This window comes from Ruegeria sp. CDSC068 (genome assembly GCF_059610545.1).
On record NZ_JBXWNV010000001.1, the window covers coordinates 853,633 to 880,401 of the forward strand.

The 26,769-nt window shown below is 57.6% G+C and carries 23 protein-coding genes and 2 tRNA genes; 12 read left to right on the plus strand and 13 right to left on the minus strand.

Going from position 1 to position 26,769, the window contains the following annotated elements:
• The first annotated feature begins 64 nt into the window (after positions 1-64).
• Both AC2FID_RS04145 and AC2FID_RS04150 read left to right on the plus strand, forming a co-directional pair.
• Positions 65-139, plus strand: a tRNA-Asn gene (locus AC2FID_RS04145).
• A gap of 130 nt (positions 140-269) precedes the next feature.
• Positions 270-344: transfer RNA gene (locus AC2FID_RS04150), tRNA-Asn, on the plus strand.
• Between the two features lie 20 nt (positions 345-364).
• Here AC2FID_RS04150 and AC2FID_RS04155 read toward each other — a convergent pair.
• The 4 genes from AC2FID_RS04155 to zwf form a co-directional block, all read right to left on the minus strand.
• Positions 365-1,984: a long-chain-fatty-acid--CoA ligase gene (locus AC2FID_RS04155; protein ID WP_496754199.1), complete on the minus strand. Its 1,620-nt coding sequence runs from the start codon at positions 1,982-1,984 to the stop codon at positions 365-367.
• A gap of 185 nt (positions 1,985-2,169) precedes the next feature.
• Entirely contained in the window at positions 2,170-3,783 is a 1,614-nt protein-coding gene (gene pgi, locus AC2FID_RS04160) for a glucose-6-phosphate isomerase (protein ID WP_472723858.1), read from the minus strand.
• Between the two features lie 5 nt (positions 3,784-3,788).
• Positions 3,789-4,460: a 6-phosphogluconolactonase gene (gene pgl / locus AC2FID_RS04165; RefSeq protein ID WP_496696534.1), complete on the minus strand. Its 672-nt coding sequence runs from the start codon at positions 4,458-4,460 to the stop codon at positions 3,789-3,791.
• The gene (gene zwf, locus AC2FID_RS04170; protein WP_496835512.1) at positions 4,457-5,911 is read right to left on the minus strand and encodes a glucose-6-phosphate dehydrogenase; all 1,455 of its coding nucleotides are present in this window, start codon (positions 5,909-5,911) and stop codon (positions 4,457-4,459) included. Before zwf ends, pgl begins: the two co-directional genes overlap by 4 nt.
• 161 nt (positions 5,912-6,072) lie before the next feature.
• Between zwf and AC2FID_RS04175 the strand changes: the two genes are divergently transcribed.
• Positions 6,073-7,026: a radical SAM protein gene (locus tag AC2FID_RS04175; RefSeq protein WP_496835513.1), complete on the plus strand. Its 954-nt coding sequence runs from the start codon at positions 6,073-6,075 to the stop codon at positions 7,024-7,026.
• Here the strand turns inward: AC2FID_RS04175 and AC2FID_RS04180 are convergent, their stop codons facing one another.
• Positions 7,027-7,722, minus strand: coding sequence for a lipid-binding SYLF domain-containing protein (locus AC2FID_RS04180; RefSeq protein WP_282168214.1), 696 nt, complete (start codon positions 7,720-7,722; stop codon positions 7,027-7,029).
• Positions 7,723-7,813: 91 nt separating this feature from the next.
• Positions 7,814-8,083, minus strand: coding sequence for an usg protein (locus AC2FID_RS04185; RefSeq protein ID WP_058271768.1), 270 nt, complete (start codon positions 8,081-8,083; stop codon positions 7,814-7,816).
• 193 nt (positions 8,084-8,276) lie between these two features.
• On the opposite strand from AC2FID_RS04185, the gene gyrA reads away from it, so the two are divergent.
• Positions 8,277-11,006, plus strand: a complete 2,730-nt coding sequence (gyrA, locus tag AC2FID_RS04190) for a DNA gyrase subunit A (RefSeq protein ID WP_282118322.1) — start codon at positions 8,277-8,279, stop codon at positions 11,004-11,006.
• Between the two features lie 28 nt (positions 11,007-11,034).
• On the opposite strand, the gene AC2FID_RS04195 is transcribed toward gyrA, so the two are convergent.
• The 4 genes from AC2FID_RS04195 to AC2FID_RS04210 form a co-directional block, all read right to left on the minus strand.
• On the minus strand, positions 11,035-12,234 hold the full coding sequence (locus AC2FID_RS04195) for a DsbA family protein (RefSeq protein ID WP_496835514.1): 1,200 nt from the start codon (positions 12,232-12,234) through the stop codon (positions 11,035-11,037).
• Positions 12,235-12,408: 174 nt separating this feature from the next.
• Positions 12,409-13,878 (minus strand): carboxypeptidase M32, encoded by a 1,470-nt coding sequence (locus AC2FID_RS04200; protein ID WP_496835515.1) that lies wholly within the window; start codon positions 13,876-13,878, stop codon positions 12,409-12,411.
• Positions 13,879-13,883: 5 nt separating this feature from the next.
• Positions 13,884-15,029, minus strand: coding sequence for a heme A synthase (gene ctaA / locus AC2FID_RS04205; protein ID WP_058271772.1), 1,146 nt, complete (start codon positions 15,027-15,029; stop codon positions 13,884-13,886).
• A gap of 62 nt (positions 15,030-15,091) precedes the next feature.
• The gene (locus AC2FID_RS04210) at positions 15,092-15,835 is read right to left on the minus strand and encodes an RNA methyltransferase (RefSeq protein ID WP_113790160.1); all 744 of its coding nucleotides are present in this window, start codon (positions 15,833-15,835) and stop codon (positions 15,092-15,094) included.
• Positions 15,836-15,988: 153 nt separating this feature from the next.
• Here AC2FID_RS04210 and AC2FID_RS04215 point away from each other — a divergent pair, with 153 nt between their 5' ends.
• From AC2FID_RS04215 to AC2FID_RS04230, 4 genes are all read left to right on the plus strand, one after another.
• Positions 15,989-16,609, plus strand: coding sequence for a thiamine phosphate synthase (locus AC2FID_RS04215; protein WP_496835516.1), 621 nt, complete (start codon positions 15,989-15,991; stop codon positions 16,607-16,609).
• Positions 16,610-16,663: 54 nt separating this feature from the next.
• Positions 16,664-17,557: a PfkB family carbohydrate kinase gene (locus tag AC2FID_RS04220; protein ID WP_113790158.1), complete on the plus strand. Its 894-nt coding sequence runs from the start codon at positions 16,664-16,666 to the stop codon at positions 17,555-17,557.
• Positions 17,554-18,468, plus strand: a complete 915-nt coding sequence (locus AC2FID_RS04225; protein WP_496835517.1) for a pseudouridine-5'-phosphate glycosidase — start codon at positions 17,554-17,556, stop codon at positions 18,466-18,468. The genes AC2FID_RS04220 and AC2FID_RS04225 overlap by 4 nt, the downstream gene beginning before the upstream one ends.
• A gap of 67 nt (positions 18,469-18,535) precedes the next feature.
• Positions 18,536-19,213 carry a DUF502 domain-containing protein gene (locus AC2FID_RS04230; protein ID WP_113790156.1) on the plus strand — a complete coding sequence of 226 codons (678 nt, stop codon included), beginning with the start codon at positions 18,536-18,538 and terminating at the stop codon, positions 19,211-19,213.
• On the opposite strand, the gene AC2FID_RS04235 is transcribed toward AC2FID_RS04230, so the two are convergent.
• Positions 19,214-20,239 (minus strand): patatin-like phospholipase family protein, encoded by a 1,026-nt coding sequence (locus AC2FID_RS04235; protein WP_496835518.1) that lies wholly within the window; start codon positions 20,237-20,239, stop codon positions 19,214-19,216.
• Between the two features lie 64 nt (positions 20,240-20,303).
• Positions 20,304-21,077 (minus strand): 3-hydroxybutyrate dehydrogenase, encoded by a 774-nt coding sequence (locus AC2FID_RS04240; RefSeq protein ID WP_472723868.1) that lies wholly within the window; start codon positions 21,075-21,077, stop codon positions 20,304-20,306.
• Positions 21,078-21,370: 293 nt separating this feature from the next.
• Here AC2FID_RS04240 and AC2FID_RS04245 point away from each other — a divergent pair, with 293 nt between their 5' ends.
• On the plus strand, positions 21,371-23,185 hold the full coding sequence (locus AC2FID_RS04245; RefSeq protein WP_496835520.1) for an extracellular solute-binding protein: 1,815 nt from the start codon (positions 21,371-21,373) through the stop codon (positions 23,183-23,185).
• Positions 23,186-23,654: 469 nt separating this feature from the next.
• A complete protein-coding gene (locus tag AC2FID_RS04250) occupies positions 23,655-23,891 on the plus strand; it encodes a hypothetical protein (RefSeq protein ID WP_058271932.1) in 237 nt (78 codons plus the stop codon).
• Here AC2FID_RS04250 and AC2FID_RS04255 read toward each other — a convergent pair.
• The gene (locus AC2FID_RS04255; protein ID WP_058271780.1) at positions 23,880-24,503 is read right to left on the minus strand and encodes a helix-turn-helix domain-containing protein; all 624 of its coding nucleotides are present in this window, start codon (positions 24,501-24,503) and stop codon (positions 23,880-23,882) included. The genes AC2FID_RS04250 and AC2FID_RS04255 overlap by 12 nt on opposite strands.
• A 65-nt stretch (positions 24,504-24,568) precedes the next feature.
• Here AC2FID_RS04255 and AC2FID_RS04260 point away from each other — a divergent pair, with 65 nt between their 5' ends.
• Both AC2FID_RS04260 and AC2FID_RS04265 read left to right on the plus strand, forming a co-directional pair.
• Positions 24,569-26,086: a class I adenylate-forming enzyme family protein gene (locus tag AC2FID_RS04260; protein WP_496835523.1), complete on the plus strand. Its 1,518-nt coding sequence runs from the start codon at positions 24,569-24,571 to the stop codon at positions 26,084-26,086.
• Complete coding sequence (locus AC2FID_RS04265) at positions 26,083-26,742, plus strand: DsbA family oxidoreductase (protein WP_058271782.1); 660 nt, start codon at positions 26,083-26,085, stop codon at positions 26,740-26,742. The genes AC2FID_RS04260 and AC2FID_RS04265 overlap by 4 nt, the downstream gene beginning before the upstream one ends.
• The last annotated feature ends 27 nt before the right edge of the window (positions 26,743-26,769 follow it).

Here is a 26,769-nt window from a genome sequence, read left to right on the forward strand (position 1 = left end):
TTTTTCCGTTTGATGCAGTTCCCCTCTGGACGGGCAAAAAACGGGTTGTTATACGCCCCTCAGTTCCGGCGTAGCTCAGCGGTAGAGCAGTTGACTGTTAATCAATTGGTCGTAGGTTCGATCCCTACCGCCGGAGCCAAAATCCCCTGATATCAAGACCCTCATACGGCGCCAAATTTGGTACTATTCGGATTGATGTCATTTTAGCGAAAAAAATTCTGCCCCCCACTGGACGCCGTAGAAACAGGTTGCTATACGGCGCGAACCGTTCCGGCGTAGCTCAGCGGTAGAGCAGTTGACTGTTAATCAATTGGTCGTAGGTTCGATCCCTACCGCCGGAGCCATTTCCAACAATATCAGGCGCTTAGCCGATCAAGGCACTCTCGAAGTCTGCGCGCAGGTTGCGCTTTAGGACCTTGCCGGTCGCGTTCAGTGGCAATGCATCCACAAATACTACCTTATCGGGCACCTGCCACTTGGCGATTTTACCGTCGAAGAAAGCTAGCAACTCCGCTTCACTCGGGTCCGCGCCTTCGGCTTTGACAGCCACCAACAAGGGGCGTTCGTCCCATTTGGGATGCGGCACACCAACAACGGCTGCAGTGGCAAGTTGCGGGTGGGCTACGGCGATGTTTTCCAACTCGACCGAGCTGATCCACTCGCCCCCGGATTTGATGATGTCCTTGGACCGGTCGCGGATAGTCATGTACCCGTCGGGGTCCAGCGTTGCCACGTCTCCGGTCGCGAACCATCCGTCCTGCAGTAGGTCTTCATCCTGCATTTGGAAATAGCTGTCCAACACCCAATGACCGCGCACCAGCAGATCGCCCTGCGTAACGCCGTCATGCGGCAGATCATTGCCGTCATCATCGACGATTTTCAACTCGACCCCATAGGGCGGACGACCCTGGCTTTCGCGCAGCTTGTGTTGTTCTTCAGGCGGAAGGTCCAGATGTTTGGCCAGTGGGTTGTTCGTGCTTCCCAGCGGACTCATCTCGCTCATGCCCCAGGCGTGAACCGTATCGACACCATAGGTCTCGCGGAAAGTTTCGATCATCGAGGGCGGGCATGCAGCACCGCCAATCACAGTGCGGTTCAAGCTGGCCAGTTTGCTACCTGACTTCTCGGCATGTGCCAGCAAGCCTTGCCAGATCGTCGGAACCCCCATTGCCAGCGTCACGCCATATGTATCGACTAGATTCACCAGTGCTTCGCCATGTAGACCCGGCCCGGGCAGCACCATGCGTGAACCCGACATGGCGCAGGCATAGGGCGACCCCCAGGCGTTGACATGGAACATTGGAACCACCGGCATCACGACATCCATAGCAGAAAAGCCTATGACATCTCGCGTGTTCGATCCAAAACTGTGCAGGACTGTGGAACGATGGGAATACAGAACGCCTTTGGGATTGCCCGTCGTGCCCGAGGTGTAACACAGGCTGGACGCTGTGTTTTCATCGAAACTCGGCCACTGAAAATCGCCATCGCCAGTTTCGATCAGGTCATCATAGAACGCGACGCCAGGGATTTGAGCAACGGCGTCTTCATTCCGTGGGCCCATCAAAACGAAATGGCGCACTTCGGTCAGGTGTTCGTGCAGGGCCGCGACCAGAGGGATGAATGTCGCATCAAAGAACAGAACCCGGTCTTTGGCGTGGTTGATAATGTAAGTCAGCTGTTCCGGGAAAAGCCGGGGGTTCACCGTGTGGCACACAAAGCCCGCGCCGGAGGTGGCATAGTAGATCTCCAGATGTCGCCGGTTGTTCCAGGCCAACGTGCCAATTCGATCCTGCGGCTCCAACCCCAGCTTGGTCAGCGCTGATCCCAGTTTTCGCGCGTTTTGCGCCACTTGCTCCCATGTGGTTTCGGTGACCGATCCATCGGTTTCGACCGAGTAGATCTCGGTCTGGCCATGATAGCGTTCGGCGTGATCAATCAGCGACGAAATCAGCAAAGGCTGCGTCATCATCTGTCCCAGCATGGACATCCTCCCATTATCAGCGTCGCCTCTATTGGGCAGTGCTGTCTGCTTGCCTGATGCCACTCGCCAGCGTGCGCAAAGCAAAGTGTTCAGGGCGTTCCCTAAGAACAGACCCTGCCAATCATTTAATTGTCTGACAATAAAAGAATGCAGCCTGCCTTCACGGCAGACTGCAAAAAACCGCGTTAATAATCGCGGTGGCGCATTGCATAGGCAACCAGGGCAGCGGTCGAGCCGTCCTTGCCAGTCGCGCTTTCTTCTCCGTCGACGATCGGGCCGAGAGATGTCGCAAGTTCCTTGCCCAGCTCAACGCCCCACTGGTCGAACGAGTTGATGTCCAATAGGACGCCCTCGACAAACACACGATGTTCGTAAAGCGCGATGATCTGGCCCAGAACAAACGGCGTGAGCATTGGATACATCAACGTTGTCGAAGGACGGTTGCCCGGAAAAACACGGTGACGGGCTTGCCGTTCCAGCTCGTCCCCTTCCAGCCCCTTCTCCGCCATCCGTTGCCGTGCTTCACCCAGCGACCGTCCGCGCATAAGCGCCTCGGACTGCGCCAGGCAATTGGCCAGCAACAGGCGGTGATGGTGGGTCAATTCCGGTTCGTGCCCTTCGGCCGCAACCATGAACTCACAGGGGATCACGTCGGTGCCTTGGTGGATCAACTGATAGAATGCATGCTGCCCATTGGTGCCCGGCTCACCCCAAACGACGGGGCCCGAGGGAATGGTCAGAGTGTTGCCGTCCATGGCAACAGATTTGCCGTTCGATTCCATCTCGAGCTGTTGAAAATACGCTGGCAATCGCAGCAGGCGCTGATCATAAGGCAGCACGGCCCGGCTAGCGTGGCCCAGAACCTGACGATGCCAAATGCCGACCAAAGCCAGCATAACGGGCATATTTTCGACCCAGTCGGCGGCGCGGAAATGTACATCCATCGCCTGCCCGCCGCGCAAGAATGCGTCAAAAGCATTCGACCCTACGGCGATCATTACCGGCAGGCCCACTGGGCCCCAGACCGAATAGCGCCCGCCAACCCAATCGGCAAAACCGAAAACGCGCTCTTGGGGAATACCAAAGGCTTGGGTTTTGTCCAACGCACTAGACACGGCGGCAAACTGCTTGCCCGGATCGCCGCCGCCATCTTCCATCCAAGCTCGCGCGGTTCGGGCATTGGTCATCGTCTCGATGGTCGTGAAAGTTTTGGAGGCAACAATCACCAGTGTCCGCGTTGGATCAAGCTGGCGCAGCGTATCGGCGATATGTGCGCCGTCCACATTCGAGACATAGTGCAGTCTTGGTCCATCATGATACGGGGACAGCGCATGCGTCGCCATCACTGGGCCCAAATCCGAACCACCGATCCCGATATTGACCACATCGGTAAAGGCGCCCCCTGCCCCGGTGACCGCCCCGCCGCGCACCTCTTCTGCGAAGACACGCATCCGTTGCAGAGTGTCCAGAACATCAGGCATGACGTCCAGACCATCGACCTCAACCGGGCCACCATCCAGATTACGCAGCGCTGTGTGTAGAACGGCACGGCCTTCGGTTTCGTTGATCTTTTCACCATCGAACATCGCCGCGCGGCGCGAAGCCAGGCCAGCCTCATCACACAACGCGATCAAGGCCTTTCGGACGTCATCTGTGATCTGGGTTTTGGAATAATCAAACAGCAGATCTCCGGTGGACGCGGAAAAAGTCTGAGCCCGGTTCGGATCGCTTTCAAACAGCCCGAGGATGGCCTCGTCCTGCACTTCGGATGCTAGATTTTTGAGCGGGTCCAACTGCATCTGTGTCACTCCGCCCAATGAACCGTCATGCCGGTCAGCGCGGCAGCGATCGGGGCCTCTTCCGGAGGCAGAGACATGGCCTTATCCAACGCATCGCGCTTGGTGGCGCCAAAGATAATCAGGTGTTTGGATAGCGCTCCATCCAACACGGGGCCAGTCAGCGTGATCCGCGCCTCTGGCTGGGTTTCGGGACGGGCGACTGCAAGCGGTGGCGCGTGACTATCCAGCGCGTCTTCAAGCCCCTCCATCCCCGGAAACAGAGAAGCTGTGTGCATATCCTCGCCCATTCCAAGAACCAGAACCGAAAGCGGCAAGACTGGTGTAATCAAGGATTCGATTTCCGGCAGGACATCGTCCGGTTCTTTACCTTCAACATACAGCGGCACGTATTGAGCAGCCGAAGCACGGTTTGTCAGCAAGCGCTGCCGGATCAGCCGTTCGTTCGAACGGTCGCTATCACCCGGAACACAGCGTTCGTCCGTGGGTAAAACCCGCACACGGTCCCATTCCAGATCAGCCGCGCACAGGCCATCGAATACCGGCCCGGGGGTCGTGCCGCCCGGCACGGCCAACGAAACCATGTCGTGATGCAGCAAGGCAGCCTCCAACTCTCCGGCCAAGGCGTTTGCCACGTCAATCGCCAGCATGTCGCGATCGGCATATTCCTGAATCTTCATGGGTTTATTCCTTGCCAACGGCGACCATCTCGTTTCATCAACAGCTCGGCGTCGCCCGGACCTGTGCTGCCGCTTTCGTATGGTTTTGGTACGTCACCGCGCGCGTGCCAGCCGGCAATGATCGGGTCGGTCCAGGCCCATGCGGCCTCGACCTCATCCCCGCGCATGAACAGTGTCTGGTTGCCCCGGATCACGTCCATGACCAGCCGTTCATATGCATCCGGGGGGTCATGATTTCCTGACCCTAGCGCCTCGGCAAAACTCATGTCCAAGGGCACATCGACCAGACGCATACCACCCGGGCCCGGTTCCTTGATCGTCACCTTCAGCGTTATTCCTTCGTTCGGCTGCAGCCGGATCGACAGGACATTCGCGTGGCGTCCAGCCTCTTCGCCGAAAATTGAATGCGGCGCGTCTTTAAACATCACATTGATCACCGATGACCGCGCAACCAGACGTTTGCCCGTGCGTAGATAGAACGGCGTGCCCGCCCAACGCCAATTGCTGATATGCGCTCGCAGCGCCACATAGCTTTCGGTGGTCGAACGTGGGTTGCCCACAATTTCGCGGTATCCTTTTCGGCCGCCGCGGCCATCGAACTGTCCACGCACGATGTGGTGCGGTTCAACTTGATCAAGGGCACGAATAACCTTGAGCTTTTCGTCCCGCACGGCATCCGGATCAAACTTCGCCGGCGGCTCCATCGCGATTAGGCACAGTAACTGCATCAGGTGATTCTGCATCATGTCGCGCATGGCACCTGCGCGCTCATAATACTCTTCCCGCCCGTCGATACCTACGGATTCGGCCACCGTGATCTGGATGTGATCGACATACTGGCTGTTCCACAGCGGTTCGAACAGCATATTGCCAAAGCGGACGGCCATCAGGTTCTGGACGGTTTCCTTTCCCAGATAGTGATCGATCCGGTAGATCTGGCTTTCCCGAAAATGCTCAGCCAAGGTCGCGTTTAACGCCCGCGCACTCTCCAGATCGTGGCCAAAGGGTTTTTCAACGACGATCCGCGTGCTTGGCGTTGCAAGATCATGCGCTTTGATCCTTTCGGCCAAAGGCCCGAACAGGCGCGGACCGACCGAGAAATAGAACGCCCGCACCCGGTCATGGTTCAGTTTGTCGGCAAGCTGTTCCCAGCCCTCATTCGAATACCCGTCGAGTGTCACATAGTCGACGCGGTCCAGAAACGCGCGCAATGCGCCCTCGTCCTGGCATTGCGCAGCAGCATGGGTTCGCAGCGATTCGGCGACCATTGCCTGAAACCCCACGCGATTGTGGACCGTGCGCGCAGCGCCAATGATTTGGACGCCTTCGGCCCACTGCCCTGAACAAAAGCGCCGAAACAGGGCCGGTAGAATCTTACGTTGCGCCAAGTCGCCGGTCCCGCCAAAAATGACGAGATCGAACGGATCAACAGGTATGACGCGAGAAACCATGGTTTTTCCTTATCTTGCCCCGCCGGGCATGTCCAATGTTAGCGCAATCGGTCAGCGTAAATCCCCCATCATCAAAACTCTGTCAGGTCGCACTTGCCTGACTTAACTAATCCGAGTCGAGCAGCTACATCAGAAGTAACTTCAAAGAACCGGATACCGGAATGAAAGACAACGCGCCTCAGACCGCCAATATCGGCAAGTTTCAGAACAAATTGGTGACAGCAGATGGGCAAACCCGCGCTTCCGTAGCGCTGAAAAACCCCGAGACGTTGTGGTTCAATACCGGCACTCTTTGCAATATCGAATGCGTCAACTGCTACATCGCCAGTAGTCCAACCAACGACGCGCTGGTCTATATCACCACCGAAGAGGTGCGCGACTACTTGGACCAGATCGAAGAACGCGACTGGCCGGTGCGTGAGATTGGGTTCACTGGGGGCGAGCCCTTTATGAACCCGGAAATGATCGACATGACTCGTGAAACGTTGGAACGCGGCTATGAAGTTTTGATCCTGACAAATGCAATGCTGCCGATGATGCGCCGCAAGATGCGCGAGGGTTTGCTGGATCTGAAGCGCAATTATGGAAACAAGCTGACACTTCGAGTTTCCGTGGACCACTATCGCCCCGAACTGCATGACGAGGAACGCGGAAAAGGCAGCTTTGACAAGACGATCACTGGAATGGAGTGGTTGCGCGACAACGGGTTCAATATCGCCATCGCAGGCCGCACGGTCTGGGGTGACAGCGACGCCGACAGCCGCGCCGGGTATGAGGCGTTCTTCAAGCAGCACAGCTTTGACATCGACGCACAGAATCCCGGCCAGACCGTTTTGTTCCCCGAGATGGACGAAACCGTCGAAGTCCCTGAAATCACAACCGCTTGCTGGGGCATTCTGGATAAAGCACCCGAGGCTGTTATGTGTTCGAATGCCCGCATGGTGGTAAAACGCAAAGGCGCGGATCGCCCTGCCGTTCTGGCCTGCACCCTACTGCCGTACGAGCCTGAGTTTGAAATGGGCACCACACTGGCCGAGGCCGAGGCCGACGTACACCTCAACCACCCACATTGCGCAAAGTTCTGTGTTCTGGGCGGCGCCAGCTGCTCGGGCTGATCAGTTCAGCTCGGGCGACTTCCAGTATTTTGTGCCTGACGCCCCAGCCGAAACGCGCCAGCCCTTTTTGCTGAGCACAAAAAACGACCGCCCGTCTATGAACCTGAGCGTCTCATCGGTGCGCTCATCTCCATACATTGCGCCGGATTCCGCAGTCGCGTCGTAACCTTGCGTGATAAAACTGTCCAAATCTGCTTGGGTTTCAAACAGGATCACGAATTTGGTCTCGAACCCGCCGATACCGATCGCCGCGCCCACGCCGCCGGTTCCCATATTCATGTAGGTGTGCTGACCAGTTTCTTTGTTCACGGCAACACCGCGCCCGTACCCTGCGGACACCGGGAAAACTGTCACCTTGCGGGAATCGAACGCAGCATATCCCGCACTGACATCATATAGCGCTTGTGCTTGGGGATTTTCGGCAAGCAACTGCGCCAACACATCGACGGCCATGACATCCAGCTTGGCGCGTGTCTCTTCGGGCGTCGCCTCGTTGGACAGCAAATCAGAGGTGGACGTGATGGTTTCGTCAACCGCGTTCGCCCCTTTTTCGAGTGTCTGCCCGACGGTTTCTGCCCCGCGTCCGACAGCATTAGCCGTATTTTCAGCGCCCTTCTTGATTTTATCAAGGACACCTTCGGCCGACACCGGCCCGGCTAGGCAGATGGCAACTGCAATCAATAAAACTCTGGGCATTCCGTGTTTCCGCTTGTGGCCAATGACTTCGCCGCCACGATACCGGATGCACCGGAAATGTATATGGGTTTGGGCCTGATGCGCCCCGGCGTCAATTCACTCGGAATTCGCCTACCACGTTGCGCCATTCCCCAGGCGCGATCATCTTGCGATGTGTAAACCGCACGGAATGCAGCGGTCCTTCAATCTCTCGCTGCCAGAATTCAATAAAATCGAATAGTTTGGGATGATCCGGCGCAAGGTCGTATTCCTGCCAGATAAATGTATTGAGCACGTGAATATAGTCGGGCATGTGATAAAAAAATTCGGCCGTCGTCAGCCCATACCCCTTGAGCATCAGTTCTGTTTCGCTTTGCTCCATGCAGACCTCCAAAATTGTTGCAAGGTCTCTTCAGCATAACACAGAAACCACCTAACCCTTGGTTAACAATATGTTACCCCAGTGTTACGGGTGTTTTTTGCCCAGATTGCGCTGCTTGCTTGCACCTTATGTGCCGGGTCTGATAAGGTACATCCACAAGATATAGACCCAGCACAATAAACGGGCAGGTTACGTGAGCGATACGCCAGAAACCCCAGAAAACATGGATGAAACACCGCCCCAGCGTCCCGTATATGACGGCCCGACGGTATCCATCGAATCCGAGATGCGCACGTCCTACCTGGACTATGCGATGTCGGTCATCGTGTCCCGCGCGATCCCCGATCTGCGGGATGGCTTGAAACCGGTGCACCGGCGCATCCTCTATGCCATGCACGAGACGGGCAACACCCACGACAAGTCATACCGCAAATCGGCCCGTCCGGTTGGCGATGTCATGGGTAAATACCACCCACATGGTGACAGCGCGATCTATGACGCGCTGGTGCGGATGGCGCAGGATTTCTCGATGTCGCTGCCGCTGCTGGATGGTCAGGGCAACTTTGGCTCGATGGACGGCGATAACCCGGCGGCCATGCGCTATACCGAAGTGCGGATGGACAAGCCGGCCGCATCTCTGTTGGCCGATATCGAAAAAGAGACAGTCGATTTTCAGGACAACTACGACGGCAAGGACCGTGAACCGACGGTTCTTCCCGCCCGTTTCCCGAACATGCTGGTCAACGGTGCCGGTGGTATCGCCGTCGGCATGGCAACCAACATCCCGCCGCACAACCTTGGCGAAGTCATCGATGCAACGCTGGCGCTGATCGATGAACCGGATCTGACATCTGAACAGCTGATCGAATATATCCCCGGCCCTGATTTCCCAACCGGTGGTGTGATGTTGGGCCGTTCCGGCGCGCGCAAAGCTTATCTGGAAGGGCGCGGCAGCGTCATAATCCGCTCCAAGACCCGCGTTGAGGAAATCCGCAAGGACCGCTATGCCATCGTCGTGGACGAGATCCCCTATCAGGTGAACAAGGCCTCGATGATCGAAAAGATCGCCGAAGCCGTTCGCGAAAAACGCATCGAAGGCGTCAGCCACGTTCAGGACGAATCCGACCGCAATGGGGTGCGTGTCGTGGTCGAACTCAAACGTGATGCGACGCCCGAAGTTGTTTTGAACCAGCTTTTCCGTTTCTCGCCGATGCAGACCTCGTTTGGCTGCAACATGTTGGCGCTGAATGGTGGCCGGCCCGAGCAGTTGACCCTGCGCCGGTTCCTGACCTCCTTTATTGACTTCCGTGAAGACGTCGTCGCCCGTCGCACTGCGTACGACCTGCGCAAAGCCCGCGAACGCAGCCACATCCTGTGTGGTCTGGCCGTGGCCGTGTCGAACGTGGATGAGGTGGTCGCCACGATCCGGTCATCCGCTGACGCGGCGCAAGCGCGTGAAAAGCTGATGACCCGCCGCTGGCCTGCGGCTGAGATTGAAAGTTATCTGCGCCTGATCGACGATCCTCTGTCCAAGATGAACGACGACGGCACCTATAACCTGACCGAAGTTCAGGCCCGCGCCATCCTCGACCTGCGTCTGCAGCGACTGACTCAGATCGGTGTCAAAGAGGTTACAGACGAGCTGGAAGAACTGGCAGGTAAGATTCAGGAATACCTCGATATTCTGTCCTCGCGAGAGCGCATCATGTCGATCATCGGAGATGAGCTGCGCAGCGTTCGTGAACAGTTTGCCGTGCCCCGTCGCACCGAGATCGTCGATTGGTCCGGCGACATGGAAGACGAGGATCTGATCGAACGTGAGGATATGGTCGTGACCGTCACGTCGGGCGGCTACATCAAGCGTACGCCGCTGGCCGATTTCCGAGCACAAAAGCGCGGCGGCAAGGGGCTGTCGGGGATGCAGACCAAGGAAGAGGATGTTGTCACCAACCTCTTCGTGGCCAATACCCACACGCAACTGCTGTTCTTCACGACGGATGGCATGGTCTACAAGCTCAAAACCTGGCGTTTGCCGCAGTCGGGGCGCACAGGTAAGGGCAAGGCAATCGTCAACATCCTGCCGATCCCGACCGGTGTTTCCATCGCCGCGATCATGCCCGTGGATGTACCCGATGAAGAATGGGAAAACCTGCAAATCATCTTCGCCACCAGCGCGGGCGACGTGCGTCGTAACCGCTTGTCAGACTTCACCAATGTCCGGCGCAACGGCAAGATCGCAATGAAACTGCCCGAAGATGTTGAGCTGGTGAACGCCCGCATCTGCTCGGAAGATGAAGATGTGATGCTGGTCACCAATTCGGGCCGCGCGATCCGCTTCCGCACCACCGATGTACGGGTGTTCAATTCGCGCGAATCCACCGGTGTGCGCGGTATCAGGCTGTCCAATGGCGACCGCGTGGTTTCGATGTCGGTGATCCGCCATTTCGAAGCGACCCCCGAAGATCGTGTGGCTTACCTCAAAATGCGCCGTGCGGTTGCAGGGCTTACCGAAGATGACGCTGGTGACGACGAGGAAGCCGCAGCAAGCAGCGATTTCAACCAGGAAAAGTATGCCGAGATGTCGGCCGCCGAAAACCTGATCCTGACAATCACGGCGGGCGGCGCAGGCAAGCTGAGCTCCAGCCACGACTATCCTGTACGCGGACGCGGCGGGATGGGTGTGGCCGCCATGGACAAGGCGATGCGTGGTGGCGAACTCGTCGCCTCGTTCCCGGTCGATATGGAAGATCAGATCATGCTGGCGACGTCCAAAGGCCAATCGATACGAGTGCCGGTTGATGGGATTTCGTTCCGCTCCCGCTCGGCCGGTGGCGTGAAGGTCTTCAACACCGGCAAAGGCGAAGTGGTCGTCAGTGTTGCCTGGATCGCCGATCAGGGCGACGAGGACGAAGCGGAAGAGTAACCGACAGATCCATAACATTATTCAGGCGTTACACTTTCGGGTGTGGCGCCTTTTTATTTATCAAAAGGTCTTCGACCGCCCAAAGGCGATCCTGTCCCCAGACACTTTCCCCGGCGACACGGAAACTAGGGACACCCCATAGCCCGATCTTTTGCAGACGGTCCTGATTGACCGCTACCCGATCTCTCCAACGATCTGAGCTAACGTGCGGTTTCGCACTTTGCCAATCCAACCCCGCGTTTTCGATGATAGTCCGCAGCCCCCGATCAGTTGCTGCATTCACTCCCTCGGACCAAACGCCGCGCAGGAAGGCGGAACAGAAATCAGGCAGTTTTTCCTGCGCTTCGGCATAATCCAGTAAGGCATAGCCACGCTCGACCCCTTTGCCCAAAGGATCACAGATACGCCCAACCGGGATCCCCAACCGCCGCGCTTCGCGCACGCAATCATAAAGGATGTAGGAGGACTTGGGTGGAGGGACGGGTAAACCTCGCATCAACATTGGCAAAACCGGCCTCAGAACCAGCCGTGCGTTGTAGTGGCGTGCCAAGTCGACGGCCCGGTCAAATGCCAGATAAGAATAAGGGCTGCGGAAAGAATAGAAGAACTCAATCTCCTGATCCTGAGACTTCTCTTGGTCCAATTGCACTGAAGGCAAAGACACTATCGGTGACGACCCGCTTCCCAGACCCGCGTGCAGCAACCGGTCTTCGAGATAATGAAGACGATCAACGCCCCAATACCATTCGTCATCGTAGTGAAATGTTCCGCCGAGATAGTGACCCAAATCGGAAAGTTGTTGGTCCCCATCCTCGATCAGCGCAGCCGGTAAGGGGTGATCTGAGGACGAAAAACCCTTTCCCGACCAAAGATCTTCGCTGATATCTCGAACATTTTTAACAAAGCTCTCATTCGTCAGTTCGGCTGCCATCTGGTTTTCCGCAACTGCAATGAAAGCCTCGTCAGGAACTGAGCCTTCAGGAGGGCTGAGACCAAGCTTTCGGGCCAGTCTTGCCGCATCTTTGATGGCATTTTGCCGATGTGCTGCCGGGTCCGGCAAAGCCTCGGCCGGAGGGCCCGAAATCAGATGCGGGCGCAGCTCGACATCATAGGTGTCTCGAAACTGCTGCAAGACCTGTGCGGTGAGGTGACAGTATGGGTCGGAAACATCATGGAAATAATGGACAACGCGCGGGCGGTTCAGCACGTGATGCTTTGCCTCCAGCACGCGCCTACGCGCCACCAGGCGCGTGTTGCTGGTCAGAATTGACGCTAAGTGTGGTTTGACATGTGTTGCAAAGAACAAGGTGGTTCCTTTGGTAAAACCGTTCGAACCACCCTACCCTCATTCAGGTCAAAACCAATGCACCTACACGGCAACTTGACGAAACGTTTTCTGACCTCAGAGCCCGTATAACCCGCCAAATTTCTGTTCCAGATACCCGAGTAACGGGTCAGGTCCGGGTTCCATACCGCTTGCACGCTGAATGGTCTCGCGTGGAGCGTAAAGCCCGCCATGTTGCTGCACATTCTCGTGCAGCCAATCGGTTGCGCCTGACGTGTCACCTGCTGCCAGTTGCGCATCCAGTTCCGGCACAGCGTTCCGCAACGCTTGGTAAAGGCATCCTGCATAGACATTGCCCAGCGAATAGGTTGGGAAATAACCAAACAGACCCACTGACCAGTGCACATCCTGCAGACATCCGTTCGAAGGTTTGTCGACCGCATATCCGAAATCCGCCTTGAAACGGTCGTTCCACGCGGCCTCAAGATCATCCACTTGGAGGTCACCGGCCATCAGCGCGCGTTCCAGATCAAAGCGCAGCATGATGTGGAGGTTGTATTGCACCTCATCCGCCTCGGTGCGGATATAACCGTTGTGAACACCGTTGACCGTTGCATAGAACGTATCCGCGTCGGTGATGCCAAAATCGCCAAACGCGTCTTTCATTTGGCCAAACAGCCAACCGGTAAAGGCTCGGGATCGGCCCAGTTGGTTCTCGTAAATCCGGCTTTGGCTTTCATGCACACCCATCGACACACCCCGCCCCAAAGGCGTCAGGGCGTAGGCTGGATCAATCCCTTGTTCATAGGCGGCATGGCCGACCTCGTGAATCGTCGAATAGAAACAATTGAACGGATCGGTTTCACTTGTCCGGGTGGTGATCCGAACATCCGAGCCACTGCCCGAGCTGAACGGGTGAACAGCCTTGTCGATGCGGCCTGTATTCAGGTCATACCCGAAAGTGGTTGCCAGTTTTTCCGACAATTGCATCTGTTTCAGCTCATCGAAACTCCCCGTCAAAGCCTGAGGCGCAGATTTTTCCAGAACAGCGGCGCGCAGTGCTACCAGACGCGGGCGCATCTGGTCAAAGATTTCGGCGATTTGCGATCCGGTTGTGTAAGGCTCATAATCCTCGACCATCGCGTCGTAGATATTGCCACCCTGCGCCAGTGCAGCGCCTTCTTCACGCTTTAGCGCCACGACCTCGCCCAAAACGGGCAAGAAAGCGGCGACATCTTCGTCTGCGCGGGCCTGCGCCCAGGTTCCCTGTGCTGCTGACGTCACGCGCGCAATGGCCGTTGCCAAATCGGCAGGCACCTTGACCGTCCGTTCATAGGACCGGCGGATTTCGCGCAATTGCGCCTGACCGACCTGGTCCTGAGGGTCGGCTTGTTCCAGCCATTCAGCCACACGGGAATCGGATCGGCGCGCGTGCAAAACCGCTTCAATCGCTGCCATTTCCTCGGCCCGCTGCGACGCGGCCCCCCGGGGCATCACCGTTTCCTGATCCCAGCCCAAACGCCCGGCAATTTCGCCAAGAGCTGAGGTTTCGCGCTGAAATGCCGTCAAATCGTCATATGCACTCATGGAATTCAGGCTCCGCGCAAAGAGGTTGCTATTGGGTAAGCGGTCAGGAACCGCGCCCGCAGGATAAGGGTCCAGACGACGACGGCCATGAACTGGTGGAAGATGGCGATCTGCCACGGGGCTGCGTAGATCACGGTCGCGATCCCAATCACCACCTGCAGCGAAAGCGCTGCGAAGGCCGCGTTGAAGGCAAAGCGAGTTTGCGGATGTGCACTAGTGCTGCCGCGCCGCCAGACGACGATGCCGAAGATGAACAGCAGATAGCCCGCGCAACGGTGGATGAACTGGACCAAACCCGGGCTTTCAAAGAAATTGCGCCACATCGGTTCGAGCATCGTCATGTCAGGCGGCAGAAGCTGACCACCGATCAGCGGCCAATCGGTATAAGACCGCCCGGCGTCGATCCCGGCGACAAGCGCACCAATGAGTATTTGCAAAAAGGCGAAATGCATCAACCCGGTGGATAGCGAGAACAATTTCGCCTCTTTGGCGCGTCGGGCCTGCATCAGGTCACGTTCGTCGCGGCCCAGCTCAAAGATGTACCATGCAAGGAAGCCGAGAATTACAAAAGCCAGCCCCAGATGAATCGCCAGACGATAGCTGGCCACAGCAATCATCCCCTCGCCCTGTGTCACGCCCGAGGCGACCATCCACCAACCGACTGCACCCTGAACACCGCCCAAAAGGCCCGGAATCAACAACTTACCGGTCCAGCCGGTTGGTATTTTCCGCGCGATAAGGAAGCCAAAGAAGCCAAGAGCCCAGACCAGTCCAATCACGCGCCCCAGCTGACGATGACCCCATTCCCACCAGTAGATGGATTTGAAGTCACCCAGCTCCATCCATTGGTTCTGGATGCGCCACTGGTCGATCTGTTTGTATTTGTCGAACTCGGCCTGCCAGTCCGCCTCGTTCATCGGCGGGATGGCCCCGGTAATCGGCCGCCACTCGGTGATCGACAATCCGCTATCGGTCAGGCGTGTCAGCCCACCCACTGCGATCATGACGACCACAAGGGCAAACAGGATCATCAGCCAGGCGCGAATGGCCTTACGCGCACCCCCGCGGCCACGATCGATCATACCCGGTTGAACGGCTTGTTGTTTTTCAGTGTCTGAGACGTCTTCGAAGATGCTGCGCTTACCGCTCATGCTGTCCTCTTGTGCCTTGGATTTTGTCGCAAGCTAGGGTGAAGCGGAACATAGGTCCAGCCTCAGCCCTTGTCTTTCCAGCGGACCATCTGCCGCATGACCCCATGCAGCATCTGCACATCCGCCCGCGTCATGCGCATCCGCGACCACAGGTTGCGCAGGTTGGTCTTCATACCCTCGGCCTTTTCGGGCGGATAAAAGAACCCCGCTTCTTCCAGCCGGTCCTCATAATGTTCGACCAGTTTCTCGACCTCGATGCCCGTGGCCCAGTCGCCCTTGCCCAGATCGGTGGCCTCATGCACCACATCGCCGGTTTGGCGCATCCATTCATAGGCGGTCAGAAGCACGCATTGGCCAAGATTCAGCGAGGCGTATTCCGGGTTCACCGGAACCGAGATGATGGCGTTTGCCTTAGCGATGTCTTCGTTTTCAAGCCCTGCGCGTTCCGGGCCAAACAGAACACAGACCTTTTCACCAGCAGCAACCTTTTCGGCAGCCAGTTGCATTGCGCGTTCCGGGCTGTAGACCGGCTTTGTCAATCCACGCTGCCGCGCCGTGGTCGCAAAAACAAAAGTGCTGTCGGATAGCGCACCGGCCAGATCGTCGTATAGCTGCGCCTCATCCAACAGACGCCCGGCGCCGCTGGACATCGCCACAGCCTTGGGGTTCGGCCACCCATCCCGAGGCGCCACAATGCGCATCCGATCCAGCCCGAAATTCCACATCGCCCGCGCGGCGGCACCGATGTTTTCACCCATCTGCGGGCGCACAAGCACGAATGAGGGCTGAGATTTATCGCTGGGCATGGCTGTCTCCGAAAGTTCCGCCTGCTCTAATCTGCGCGCACAGGCAGGGCAAGCCATCCGCGCCTTCATTTGGGCCGGAAACCAGCATAAAAGTTTGCTTCCCCGCCGCAATCCGCTAAACCGCGCAAAAGACTGAAAGCGAAGGACGCGCCAATGGACACCCCCGAGCAGCCGCAGATTTACCTGATTACGCCACCGACCATCGAACTGAGCACCTTTACGAACCGTTTGGCCAGCGTGTTGGACGGGGCAGAGATCGCTTGTATCCGATTGGCGCTGGCTGGTGGAGATGAAGACACGATCGCCCGCGCGGCGGATGCCTGCCGTGAGGTTGCGCATGCGCGCGATGTGGCGCTGGTGATCTCGAACCATGTTCTGCTGGCGCAGCGGTTGGGGCTGGACGGGGTGCATCTGGATGACGCCGCGCGCTCGGTCCGGTTTGCACGAAAGGAATTGGGCGCGGAAGCCATCGTTGGCAGCTTTTGCGGTGCGTCCAGCCATGACGGCATGTCTGCTGGCGAGGCCGGTGCGGACTATGTCGCCTTTGGACCAGTGGGCGCGTCAACGCTGGGTGATGGCACAATCGCCGAAATGGATCTGTTTCAGTGGTGGTCTGAGACGATCGAAGTTCCGGTCGTTGCCGAGGGTGGCCTGAACCCCGACCTGGTTCGCGATCTGACCCCCTGCACCGATTTTTTCGGTATCGGGGACGAGATCTGGTCTCAGGAAGACCCTCTGGCCGCGCTGAAGGGTCTGACCGACGCGATGCGCTGATCGGTGCGAGCGTTAACGCTTGCACCTACGCCGGGGCTGCGGCATGACGACGACATGACACAAAACAGCGACATCCTTTGTATCGGATCGGTTCTTTGGGACGTGATTGGCCGGTCCGCCAGCGCCATGCGGCAAGGGTCGGACGTGCCGGGGCGGATCACCCGCCTACCGGGTGGCGTGGCCATGAATATCGCCATGACTCTGGTTCGTTTTGGCATGACCCCCACGCTGCTGACCGCCATCGGGCGCGATCCTGAGGGTGATGAGTTGGCAAACGCCTGTTCCCGACTAGGCATGGTGACGGATCACATTTACCGTTCGCAGGATTTGCCGACCGATCGTTACATGGCGGTCGAAGGGGCCAACGGCTTGATAGCAGCCATCGCTGATGCGCATTCGCTTGAAGCCGCGGGTGCCAAAATCCTGCGTCCACTGATGCACGGGCCGCTAGGGTACGAAAACGAGCCGTTCGAAGGCCCAATCGCGCTGGACGGGAACCTGACCCTGAACTTGCTTGAGGAAATCGCCCAAAGCCCCGCCTTTGCGCGCGCCGATCTGCGTGTGGCACCGGCCTCGCCCGGTAAAGCCGAACGTTTGCTGCCGTTCCTGAAACATGCGCGGGCCACGCTGTATGTGAACCTCGAAGAAGCCGGCATCCTGTGCCAGCGCGAATTCAAGGATTCCGAAAGCGCCGCCAAAGGCCTGCTGGATCGCGGCGCGCTGCGCGTGTTGGTCACCGACGGCGGAAGCTCGGCCACGGTTGGTAATGCGGATGAAATCCTGACCCAAACACCACCGTCCGTTCTGGTTACCCGCGTAACCGGCGCAGGCGACACATTCATGGCGGCCCACATCGCCTCAGAATCCGACGGAGCATCCAGCGAAGAGGCCCTGGCCCGCGCTTTGCACGCCGCCGCAACATACGTATCCGGAGAAACCCCACTGTGATCGACATTCAATATTCCGCCGAAGTCCGTGCTGCCAAGGACGCAGGCCAGCCTATCGTGGCGCTGGAAAGCACCATCATCACCCACGGGATGCCTTACCCTCAGAACATCGAGGTTGCGGCACAGGTCGAACAGGACATCCGCGACGCGGGCGCAATTCCGGCAACCATGGCCGTGATCAAAGGCAAACTGCATGTGGGCCTTGAGGCTGATGAGCTGAAAGCGTTGGGTCAGGCGCAGGGCGTCGCCAAGCTGTCGCGCGCTGATATGGCAGCCTGCATGGCAACCGGCGGCACTGGCGCAACCACAGTCGCTGCGACGATGATTGCCGCCCATTATGCCGGGATTGAAGTGTTTGCCACCGGTGGCATTGGCGGCGTTCATCAGGGTGCCGAGACGACCTTTGATATCTCAGCCGATCTGCATGAGCTGGCCCAGTCTCCGGTTACAGTTGTGGCTGCGGGCGCAAAAGCCATCCTCGATCTGGCAAAAACGCTCGAGGTTCTGGAAACGCTGGGCGTTCCTGTCATCGCCTACGGGCAGGACGAATTCCCGGCCTTCTGGTCGGCCAAATCTCCTTATGCCGCGCCCCTGCGTATGGACAGCGCCGAAGACATCGCCACGGCCCACGCAACGCGCCGCGCGCTTGGCCTGCCTGGTGGTCAGTTGGTCGCCAACCCGATCCCGACTGCCGATCAGATCCCGGCCGAAGAACTAGCACCCATCATTGCATCAGCACAGGCCGACGCAGACGCGCACCGGATCAGCGGCAAGGGCGTCACGCCTTACCTGCTGCAACGGATTTACGAACAGACCGAAGGGCGTTCGCTGACGGCCAATATTGCCCTGGTTCGTAATAACGCACGACTGGCGGCCGGAATTGCTCGGGCGCTGTCCGACCGAACCGATTGACATAAGCCTATTGTACCAAGGCACCCAACTGCTTAACTAATTTGGCAGAAAACCGCTCAGGACCGCAATGAACACGCCATTTGACGAAGAACCACAACGCCGCCCGGGCCTGTTTTCGCGACTGCGCGCGTCATTCCTGACGGGCATCGTCGTGATTGCGCCTGTGTGGCTGACCATTTGGCTGATCTGGTCCGTGGTCGGCTGGATCGACAGTGCGGTACTGCCCATAATTCCACAACGGTTCCAGCCGCAGGAATACGTGGGCATCAACCTGCGCGGTGTCGGCGTTGTCATCTTCCTGATCTTCACTGTTCTGGTAGGATGGATCGCCAAAGGCATTCTGGGCCGGTCCCTGATCCAAATTGCCGAAAGTCTTGTCAGCCGGATGCCCGTTGTCCGGTCTGTCTATTCCGGGATCAAGCAGATCTCGGAAACGGTTTTTGCGCAGACTGAACGGTCGTTCGAAAAAGCCTGCCTGATCCAATACCCGCGCCGCGGCATCTGGGCGATTGGTTTCGTCTCTACCGCGGCAAAAGGCGAAGTCAGCGAGCGGGCTGAAACCGGGGGTGAACTGCTGGGTGTCTTCGTCCCGACCACGCCCAACCCGACCTCTGGCTTCCTATTGTTCTTCCCGGCCGAGGACGTGATCCTGTTGGATATGACAATCGAGGACGCCGCGAAGTTGGTGATTTCCGCAGGCCTTGTTTACCCCAACGAAAAAGACCCGACGCAGCCGCCCGAGTGATCAGCCAAACATCTCGGGCAGGTCGACGGTGCTGCGTGCGCCAAGATCGGCTTTGTGATCGCCGATGAACCGATGCGCCGCGGCGCGCCCGGCTTCCTTCAGCTTGTGCAGGATCACAGGGTTGGGAACCGTCTTGGTCGCCACAGACAGATCATTCATCAATTCGTCATCCGCAATCATGTGGACAAATACGCGGCTCATCTCTCCGGCCGTCAACTTGCCGTCCGCCAACAGACGCTGAACAAAATTGATCGCCCGCAGCTCGCGAAACAGGGATGAGTTAAAGCTGATCTCGTTGATCCGGTTCTGGATCTGCTGCGGAGTTTTTGGCACCTCATCACGCTCAAGCGGGTTGATGTTCACGACCACGACGTCTTCAGGCAAATCACTGTTAAACAAAGGATAAAGCGCCGGGTTTCCAGTGTAACCACCATCCCAATATGCCTCGGTCCGGCCCGAGCTGGGGTCAAATATCTCGACGGCCTGAAACAGGCTGGGCAGGCAGGCCGAGGCCAAAATGGCATCCGTTGAAATCTCTTCCCCGGTGAACACCCGGATCTTGCCGCTGCGCACACAGGTCGCGCAGACAAACAACTGGGGTCCCTGATCCGTGCAAATCTCATCAAAGTTGAACCGATCCACAACCGGTTCCAGGGGATTGCGGTAAAACGGACCATAAGCATAAGGCGACACCATTCGCGACCAGGCATCACCAATCGAGAATGGCAGTGAATACTCCATCGACTGGGCAATCTGTGCGGGCTCCAGCGCCTGCATCCAGTTGGCAAGGCGCATATCCCCCACCGCACCCATCCGTGCCCATAGCCCGTCCAGACAAGCCCGCGCGCCGTCGCGTCCGTTGTGCACCATCCCGGATTTGAACGCAGCGCCATTCAGCGCCCCGGCCGAAGTCCCAGTGATCGCCGCAACCTCGATATCTTCTTCGTCCAGAATTCGGTCCAGAACGCCCCAAGTGAAGGCACCGTGCGCGCCGCCACCCTGCAAAGCCAGATTGATCGGTTTCACCGTCCTGCCCCTTCATCTTTTCCAAAATACTCCGGGGTTACGGGGGCAGCGCCCCCGTCAAAACTCACAACGCTGTCCAACCGCCATCGACCGAGATCGTGGTCCCGGTGATCTGCGCTGCCGCATCCGAGCATAGGAAGATCGCGGTGCCACCCAATTGCTCGACCGTTGCGAATTCTTTCGAAGGTTGCCGTTCAAGCATCACGTTCTTGATTACGTCCTCACGGCTCATGCCGTATTCCTTCATGGTGCCTGGGATCTGTGCCTCGACCAATGGTGTCAGGACGTATCCCGGGCAGATCGCGTTGCATGTGATTGGCTCCTGCGCGGTCTCCAGCGCCACGGTTTTGGTCATACCAACCACGCCGTGCTTTGCCGCGACATAGGCCGCCTTGAACGGAGACGCCGTTAACCCATGAGCCGAGGCGATATTCACAATACGTCCCCACCCGGCCTTGCGCATCATTGGCAAAGCGGCGGCCATCGTATGAAAAGTCGAGTTCATGTTGATTGCGATGATCGCATCCCACTTTTCGACCGGAAATTGATCAACCGGCGCAACATGCTGAATGCCCGCGTTGTTCACCAGAATATCACATGCCCCCGCCTTTTCGATCAGCGCGCGGCATTCTTCACCCTTAGACATGTCCGCCTTGATATAGCGTGCGCTGGTCCCGGTCTCTTTCGAAATCTCAGCGGCCAGCGCATGATCTTCGTTGCGGTCGGTAAAGGAATTCAGCACCACGTTAGCCCCGGCCTTCGCCAACTCGCGCGCGACGCCCAATCCGATCCCTGAATTCGAACCGGTGATAATGGCTGTTTTTCCCGAAAGGCTCATGGCCGAACTCCCACAAAATCAACTTTGGCAACACAGTGCCATGCTGCAGCTGCAAAGAAAACGGGGAAACATCCGGGCGGCGCATCCATTGAAAGACCCGCACAAAAAAAACGCCCGCACGAAGCGGGCGTTAAGTTATTGAGGCAGGTTTCATACAGGCAAGAAACCTATCGAGCAGTGCATCCTTTATAAGCAATTCCGTGCCTTCGTCCAAGCTAAAAGTTTGAAAATAAGAAAAATCATCGCTACGATGAATCCCAACAAAATAAGGCCAGAGCAGGATTGTTTCCAAAATGAGCCCCGATTTTCTACGCCCCGTTCGCCCATTGATCGCGGGAATCACTGCACTTTTGAGCACGTCAATTGCTTATGCAGAATCGACCCATGGCATAGCTATGTATGGTGACCCCGCCTTACCACCGGATTTTGTGTCCCTGCCCTACGCAAATCCGGACGCGCCAAAAGGCGGGAAAGTCGTGTTCGGAAATACGGGCGGCTATAACAGTTTGAACCCGTTCGTGCAAAAAGGCAGCTCGCCCTGGCAATTGCGATTTTGGACCCATGAGGGCCTGATGGGTCGATCCTGGGACGAACCTTTCACTCTTTACGGGCTGTTAGCCGAATCAGTTGAGACCGCGCCGGACCGGTCTTGGGTCGAATTCACCCTGCGTGAGAACGCCGAATTCTCGGATGGTACACCAGTCACAGTGGATGATGTCATCTGGTCGTATGAGACTTTAGGCACCGAAGGCCACCTGCGATATCGCGGGTTGTGGGGCAAGATCGACAGCATCGAACAGACCGGTCCCCGCTCGGTGCGCATCACCTTCAACGAGCCCGACCGCGAGCTTGCCCTGATCGCAGGCCTGCGCCCGATCCTGCAGAAAGCCCAGTGGGAAGGTAAAGATTTTGCCAATGCCGGATTGCATGACATTCCGGTCGGAACCGGGCCCTACGTCGTCGACAGCTATGAGGCCGGTAGATACGTGAACCTCAAGCGGAACCCGGATTATTGGGGCGCTGACATCCCCTTCCGTAAAGGCACCATGAATTTGGACGAAATGCGGATCGAATTCTACGGCGACGGCACTGTTCTGTTCGAGGCATTTAAAGCCGGAGAACTGACCGCGGTACGTGAATTCAATGCCGACAAGTGGGCCAACCAATACAATTTCCCGGCCGTCCAGCGTGGTGATGTGGTCAAGACCGAGATCCCGCACGGCAAGCCTTCGGGCATGACCGGGTTTGTCATGAACACCCGCAAAGCACCGTTTGACGACTGGCGTGTCCGCGAGGCGCTGACGCTGGCGTTCAATTTCGAATTCATCAACGACACGATTACCGGTAACGCGCAGCCGCGTATCTCATCCTATTTCTCGGGCTCGGACCTTGCGATGCAGCCCGGCCCGGCAAGTGATCGCGTCGAAGAGCTGCTATTGGAGTTCATGGACGACCTGCCCCCCGGAACGCTTGAAGGCTATACCCTGCCGGAAAGTGACGGATCGGCCCGCAATCGTTCGAACATCCGCGCTGCAACCAAACTGTTGGCTGAGGCTGGTTGGACCATCCAGGACGGCGTGCTGCGTAACGAAAACGGCGATGCTTTTACGCTGACCGTATTGCTGCAACAGGGCGACACCGAAAGCGAAACAGCAATCGAGATCTACACGCGCGCGCTGGAACGTCTTGGCATCGCTGTGAACACCGAACAGGTCGACAGCGCCCAGTTTACAAGCCGAACGTCGGCGCTGGATTTCGACATGACCTATTTCCGTCGCGCATTGTCCCTGTCACCCGGTAACGAGCAGCGCCTGTATTGGGGCAGCGAAAACGCGGACACTCCAGGCACGCGCAACTTGATGGGGGTGGCTTCACCCGCTGTGGACGGAATGATTGACGCCATGTTGGCATCGGAAAGTCATGAGGATTTCGTCGCTGCAACGCGCGCGCTTGATCGTGTGTTGACCGCCGGGCGCTATGTCATTCCGATTTGGAACTTTGATGTAGGCCGGATCGCCCACGCCAAGGAACTCAAGCAGCCGGAAAACTTGCCGATCTATGGCGATGGGCCCGAGTACATGCCGCAGGTTTGGTGGTACGAAGAGTAACCGGTCACGCGCGGCTCCAAAAGGACGTAGGCGGAAAACGGCACACAGCCATATGGCACCGCATATTGCGGGTCGAATTTCCGCCGCGCCGACATGTTGCAACTGTCCCTACGTTAAGTGTTCCCTAAAAAAACTCACACAAAAAGCTTTACTGAACGGGCTTTGGCGATATAGCTTGTACATATACTGCAGTGCGCTGCACGAATTGATTATTGCTTTGAAATTCAAAACGTAACTCTTCGTCCGGTGCGCAGCACATCGAATCTACGGACCGGCCTCCACTCACTCAAAAATCAGGTCCGTCTGCCCGTTGCGGATAGGCTGCAACGGGCACTTTCGACCCCGCCAAAAATCTTTCCGCCATCCGACCCCGGGTGCGACATTTTGTCATGCCCGAACGCCCCCATCACATACGTACGCTGGTTCTGGGGACGAGCGGTTTGAAACCATGAATACGGAAAGCTGTCTAATGTTGAAATGGACCGATCTGACGCAAGACTGGAGTGCAATGTATACCCGCGCCAAACGGCGCTTTCCAAACCTGCGGGATCAGGACATGGTGCGGTTAAGCCAAGACCGCAAATGTTTCGAAGCGTATCTGGCTGAACGCCATCAACTGACCATGAACGAAGCCCACGAAGAGCTTGAGGACTTTTTGTTCACGGAAGGTTTGAACCGGGAATTCAGCCGGTCGTTAAGTAAGTGATGTCACCCACAGGATCATTGCATCTTCGTCGCTGACCGAGATTACATTGTGACCCATGCTCCCGTCGTAATAGGCGCTGTCGCCGCGGCGCATTTCGACTGGTTCATAAAACTCGGTATAAAGGCGCACAACACCCGTCAGGACATACAAGAACTCTTCTCCGTCGTGGCGGACCCAGCCGTCGAACTCATCCATTGACCGCGCGCGGACACGGGCCCGATAGGGCAACATCTGCTTTTTTGTCAGCGTTTCGGCCAGCAGTTCATGTTCATAGGTGGTTGTGGGATGGGCAGACCCTTCGCCCATGCGCGTCACGGCCATCCGACCGATCACCTGGTCCCGCTGTGGCGCCGTAAACAGCTGCGGCACCGAAATCTCAAGACCGGTCGCGAGCTTTTTCAGCGCGTCATAGGTGGGCGACATCTGACCGTTTTCGATCTTGCTGAGCGTTGAACGCGCCAGACCGGCCTGCGTGGCCGCCTGTTCAAGCGTCCATTTCCGCGCTTTCCGCAGCTCGCGCACACGCGCTCCGAGGTCCAATGGTTCAACTTCCGTATGTTCGCCCGAGTCCCGGGCAATGCGGATTAAAGATGTCTGGTCTTGGGTGCTCATGCGTCATTCTATAGGCGCAGCCTGTCGTGCTTGCAACGCAGCAGTGGTCGCGCTAGCCAGTTGCCATGCTTTCTATTTTTGATCAGGGGCCGCCGCCGGCCTGCCCGTCTCCGTTCAATCTGGCAGCGCATGTACTGCGCTGTGCAGACAGGCTTTCGGACAAGACCGCCCTGTCTGTTCTAGGGTCCTCGGATACCGAGCATTGGACGTATAGCGAGTTGCAGCAGGCCATTCTGGGAACTGGCACAGGGTTGTTGAATGCCGGTTTGAAGCCCGGCGATATCGCGTTGATGCGGCTTGGAAACACGGTCGATTTCCCGATTGCCTATCTCGGAGCGATTGCTGTCGGCATCGTCCCGGTCCCAACGTCATCGCAGCTGACCGAGCCGGAAACAGAGCGCATGATCAAGGATCTCAGACCTGCCGCCATTCTGCGTGACCCACAGGTTGCGTGCGCCGCGCACCCGGTTCAGATTGACCTGTCCAATTTGGCCGGAATGCGTGATCTGCCTGCTGCTGAGTTTCAAATGGGTGACCCGGAAAGGATGGCCTATGTCGTCTATACTTCGGGCACATCGGGAAAACCGAGGGCTGTGGCCCACGCCCATCGTGCCATCTGGGCGCGTCAGATGATGGTGGATGGCTGGTACGGGCTGCGTGAAACCGATCGCCTGTGTCACGCGGGCGCGTTCAACTGGACCTATACCTTGGGCACCGGTCTGATGGATCCGTGGACCATTGGCGCAACGGCTCTTATCCCCGCGCCTGGCACCGATCTGGACGCACTACCTGCCCTGCTACGCCATCATCAAGTCACCATCTTTGCTGCAGCACCGGGCGTATTCCGTAAGGTGGTGAGCTCAACAGACGACCTCGACCTGCCGGAATTGCGGCATGGGTTATGCGCCGGAGAAAAACTGTCACGGCATCTGCATGAACAGTGGGCGCAAGCGACCGGCACTGAACTCTACGAAGCTTATGGCATGTCCGAGTGTTCGACTTTCATTTCGTCCAGCCCGGCGCATCCAGCGCGATCCGATGCATTGGGCCAGCCGCAGCCTGGCCGCCGTGTGGCCATTCTGGGACCTGATGGTCCTGTACCTCAGGGTCAGGAAGGCACCATTGCCGTACACAGGTCCGACCCCGGCCTGATGCTGACCTATCTTAACGCCCCGGACGAGGCCGAAGCCCGGATGCAGGACGACTGGTTCCTTACCGGCGATCAAGGGGCCATGGCCGTGGATGGCCAGATCACCTATCTGGGCCGCGATGACGATATGATGAATGCAGGCGGCTATAGGGTGTCACCGGTTGAGGTCGAGGCCGCGCTGTCCCGATTTCCCGGCATCGCGCAGGTCGGGGCTGCGGCAGTCGAGGTTAAACAGGACACATTTGTGATAGCAGCCTTCTATACAGGACCGGAAAAGCTGGACGACGACGCCCTGCGCACCTATGTCGAGGCAAATCTGGCGCGCTATAAGCAACCGCGCGCCTTCATCCATCTGCCTGAACTGCCCACCGGCGGGAACGGGAAACTTCTGCGCCGGGCGCTGCCGGCCTATTTCAAGGCGACCAACCCATGACCGAGACCGTCAAGCTTGATATCATGTCCGACCCGATCTGCCCTTGGTGCTATATCGGCAAAACCCATCTGGACAAGGCGCTGGCGGCGATCCCGGACCATCCGTTTGTGATCGAATGGCATCCATTCCAATTAAACCCCGACATGCCGGATGCCGGGATGGATCGCCGCGAATATCTCGAACGCAAGTTCGGGGGCAAGGACGGTGCTGTGCGGGCCTATGCACCGGTTGTTGATCATGCCGAGAACGCAGGCCTTAAGATCGACTTCGAAGGTATGAAGCGCACGCCCAACACTCTGGACGCGCACCGCCTGATCCATTGGGCAGGGATTGAAGGCAAACAGAACGCCGTGGTCGATGCACTGTTCGATGCCTATTTCGTACAGGCCCGCGATATCGGCGATCATGAGGTTCTGGCGGATATTGCCGACAATGCGGGCATGGACGCCGCAGTCGTTCTAAAACTGCTGAAATCCGATGCCGATCGCGAGGATATCAGCAACCGTGACAGCCATTCCAGGCAAATGGGCGTCAGCTCTGTCCCGACGTTCATCGTTGCCAATCAACATGCCGTCCCCGGGGCGCAACCCCCTGAAATGTGGGAAAAAGTGATTGCTGAAATCATGTCTCAACTTGAGGCTTCCCCTGCAAATTAGCACAGACCTCTGTGCAATTTGACACCT

Bases quoted from the DNA above. Each gene is read 5' to 3' on its own strand.
- AC2FID_RS04240 (WP_472723868.1), bottom strand. From the start codon at position 21,077: ATGAGCCTTTCGGGAAAAACAGCCATTATCACCGGTTCGAATTCAGGG.
- AC2FID_RS04260 (WP_496835523.1), top strand. From the start codon at position 24,569: ATGCTTTCTATTTTTGATCAGGGGCCGCCGCCGGCCTGCCCGTCTCCG.
- pgi (WP_472723858.1), bottom strand. From the start codon at position 3,783: ATGCAGTTGGACCCGCTCAAAAATCTAGCATCCGAAGTGCAGGACGAG.
- pgl (WP_496696534.1), bottom strand. From the start codon at position 4,460: ATGAAGATTCAGGAATATGCCGATCGCGACATGCTGGCGATTGACGTG.
- AC2FID_RS04230 (WP_113790156.1), top strand. From the start codon at position 18,536: ATGAACACGCCATTTGACGAAGAACCACAACGCCGCCCGGGCCTGTTT.
- AC2FID_RS04175 (WP_496835513.1), top strand. From the start codon at position 6,073: ATGAAAGACAACGCGCCTCAGACCGCCAATATCGGCAAGTTTCAGAAC.
- AC2FID_RS04255 (WP_058271780.1), bottom strand. From the start codon at position 24,503: ATGAGCACCCAAGACCAGACATCTTTAATCCGCATTGCCCGGGACTCG.
- AC2FID_RS04200 (WP_496835515.1), bottom strand. From the start codon at position 13,878: ATGAGTGCATATGACGATTTGACGGCATTTCAGCGCGAAACCTCAGCT.
- AC2FID_RS04220 (WP_113790158.1), top strand. From the start codon at position 16,664: ATGACACAAAACAGCGACATCCTTTGTATCGGATCGGTTCTTTGGGAC.
- AC2FID_RS04185 (WP_058271768.1), bottom strand. From the start codon at position 8,083: ATGGAGCAAAGCGAAACAGAACTGATGCTCAAGGGGTATGGGCTGACG.
- AC2FID_RS04265 (WP_058271782.1), top strand. From the start codon at position 26,083: ATGACCGAGACCGTCAAGCTTGATATCATGTCCGACCCGATCTGCCCT.
- AC2FID_RS04215 (WP_496835516.1), top strand. From the start codon at position 15,989: ATGGACACCCCCGAGCAGCCGCAGATTTACCTGATTACGCCACCGACC.
- AC2FID_RS04155 (WP_496754199.1), bottom strand. From the start codon at position 1,984: ATGCTGGGACAGATGATGACGCAGCCTTTGCTGATTTCGTCGCTGATT.
- ctaA (WP_058271772.1), bottom strand. From the start codon at position 15,029: ATGAGCGGTAAGCGCAGCATCTTCGAAGACGTCTCAGACACTGAAAAA.
- AC2FID_RS04245 (WP_496835520.1), top strand. From the start codon at position 21,371: ATGAGCCCCGATTTTCTACGCCCCGTTCGCCCATTGATCGCGGGAATC.
- zwf (WP_496835512.1), bottom strand. From the start codon at position 5,911: ATGGTTTCTCGCGTCATACCTGTTGATCCGTTCGATCTCGTCATTTTT.
- AC2FID_RS04180 (WP_282168214.1), bottom strand. From the start codon at position 7,722: ATGCCCAGAGTTTTATTGATTGCAGTTGCCATCTGCCTAGCCGGGCCG.
- AC2FID_RS04250 (WP_058271932.1), top strand. From the start codon at position 23,655: ATGTTGAAATGGACCGATCTGACGCAAGACTGGAGTGCAATGTATACC.
- AC2FID_RS04210 (WP_113790160.1), bottom strand. From the start codon at position 15,835: ATGCCCAGCGATAAATCTCAGCCCTCATTCGTGCTTGTGCGCCCGCAG.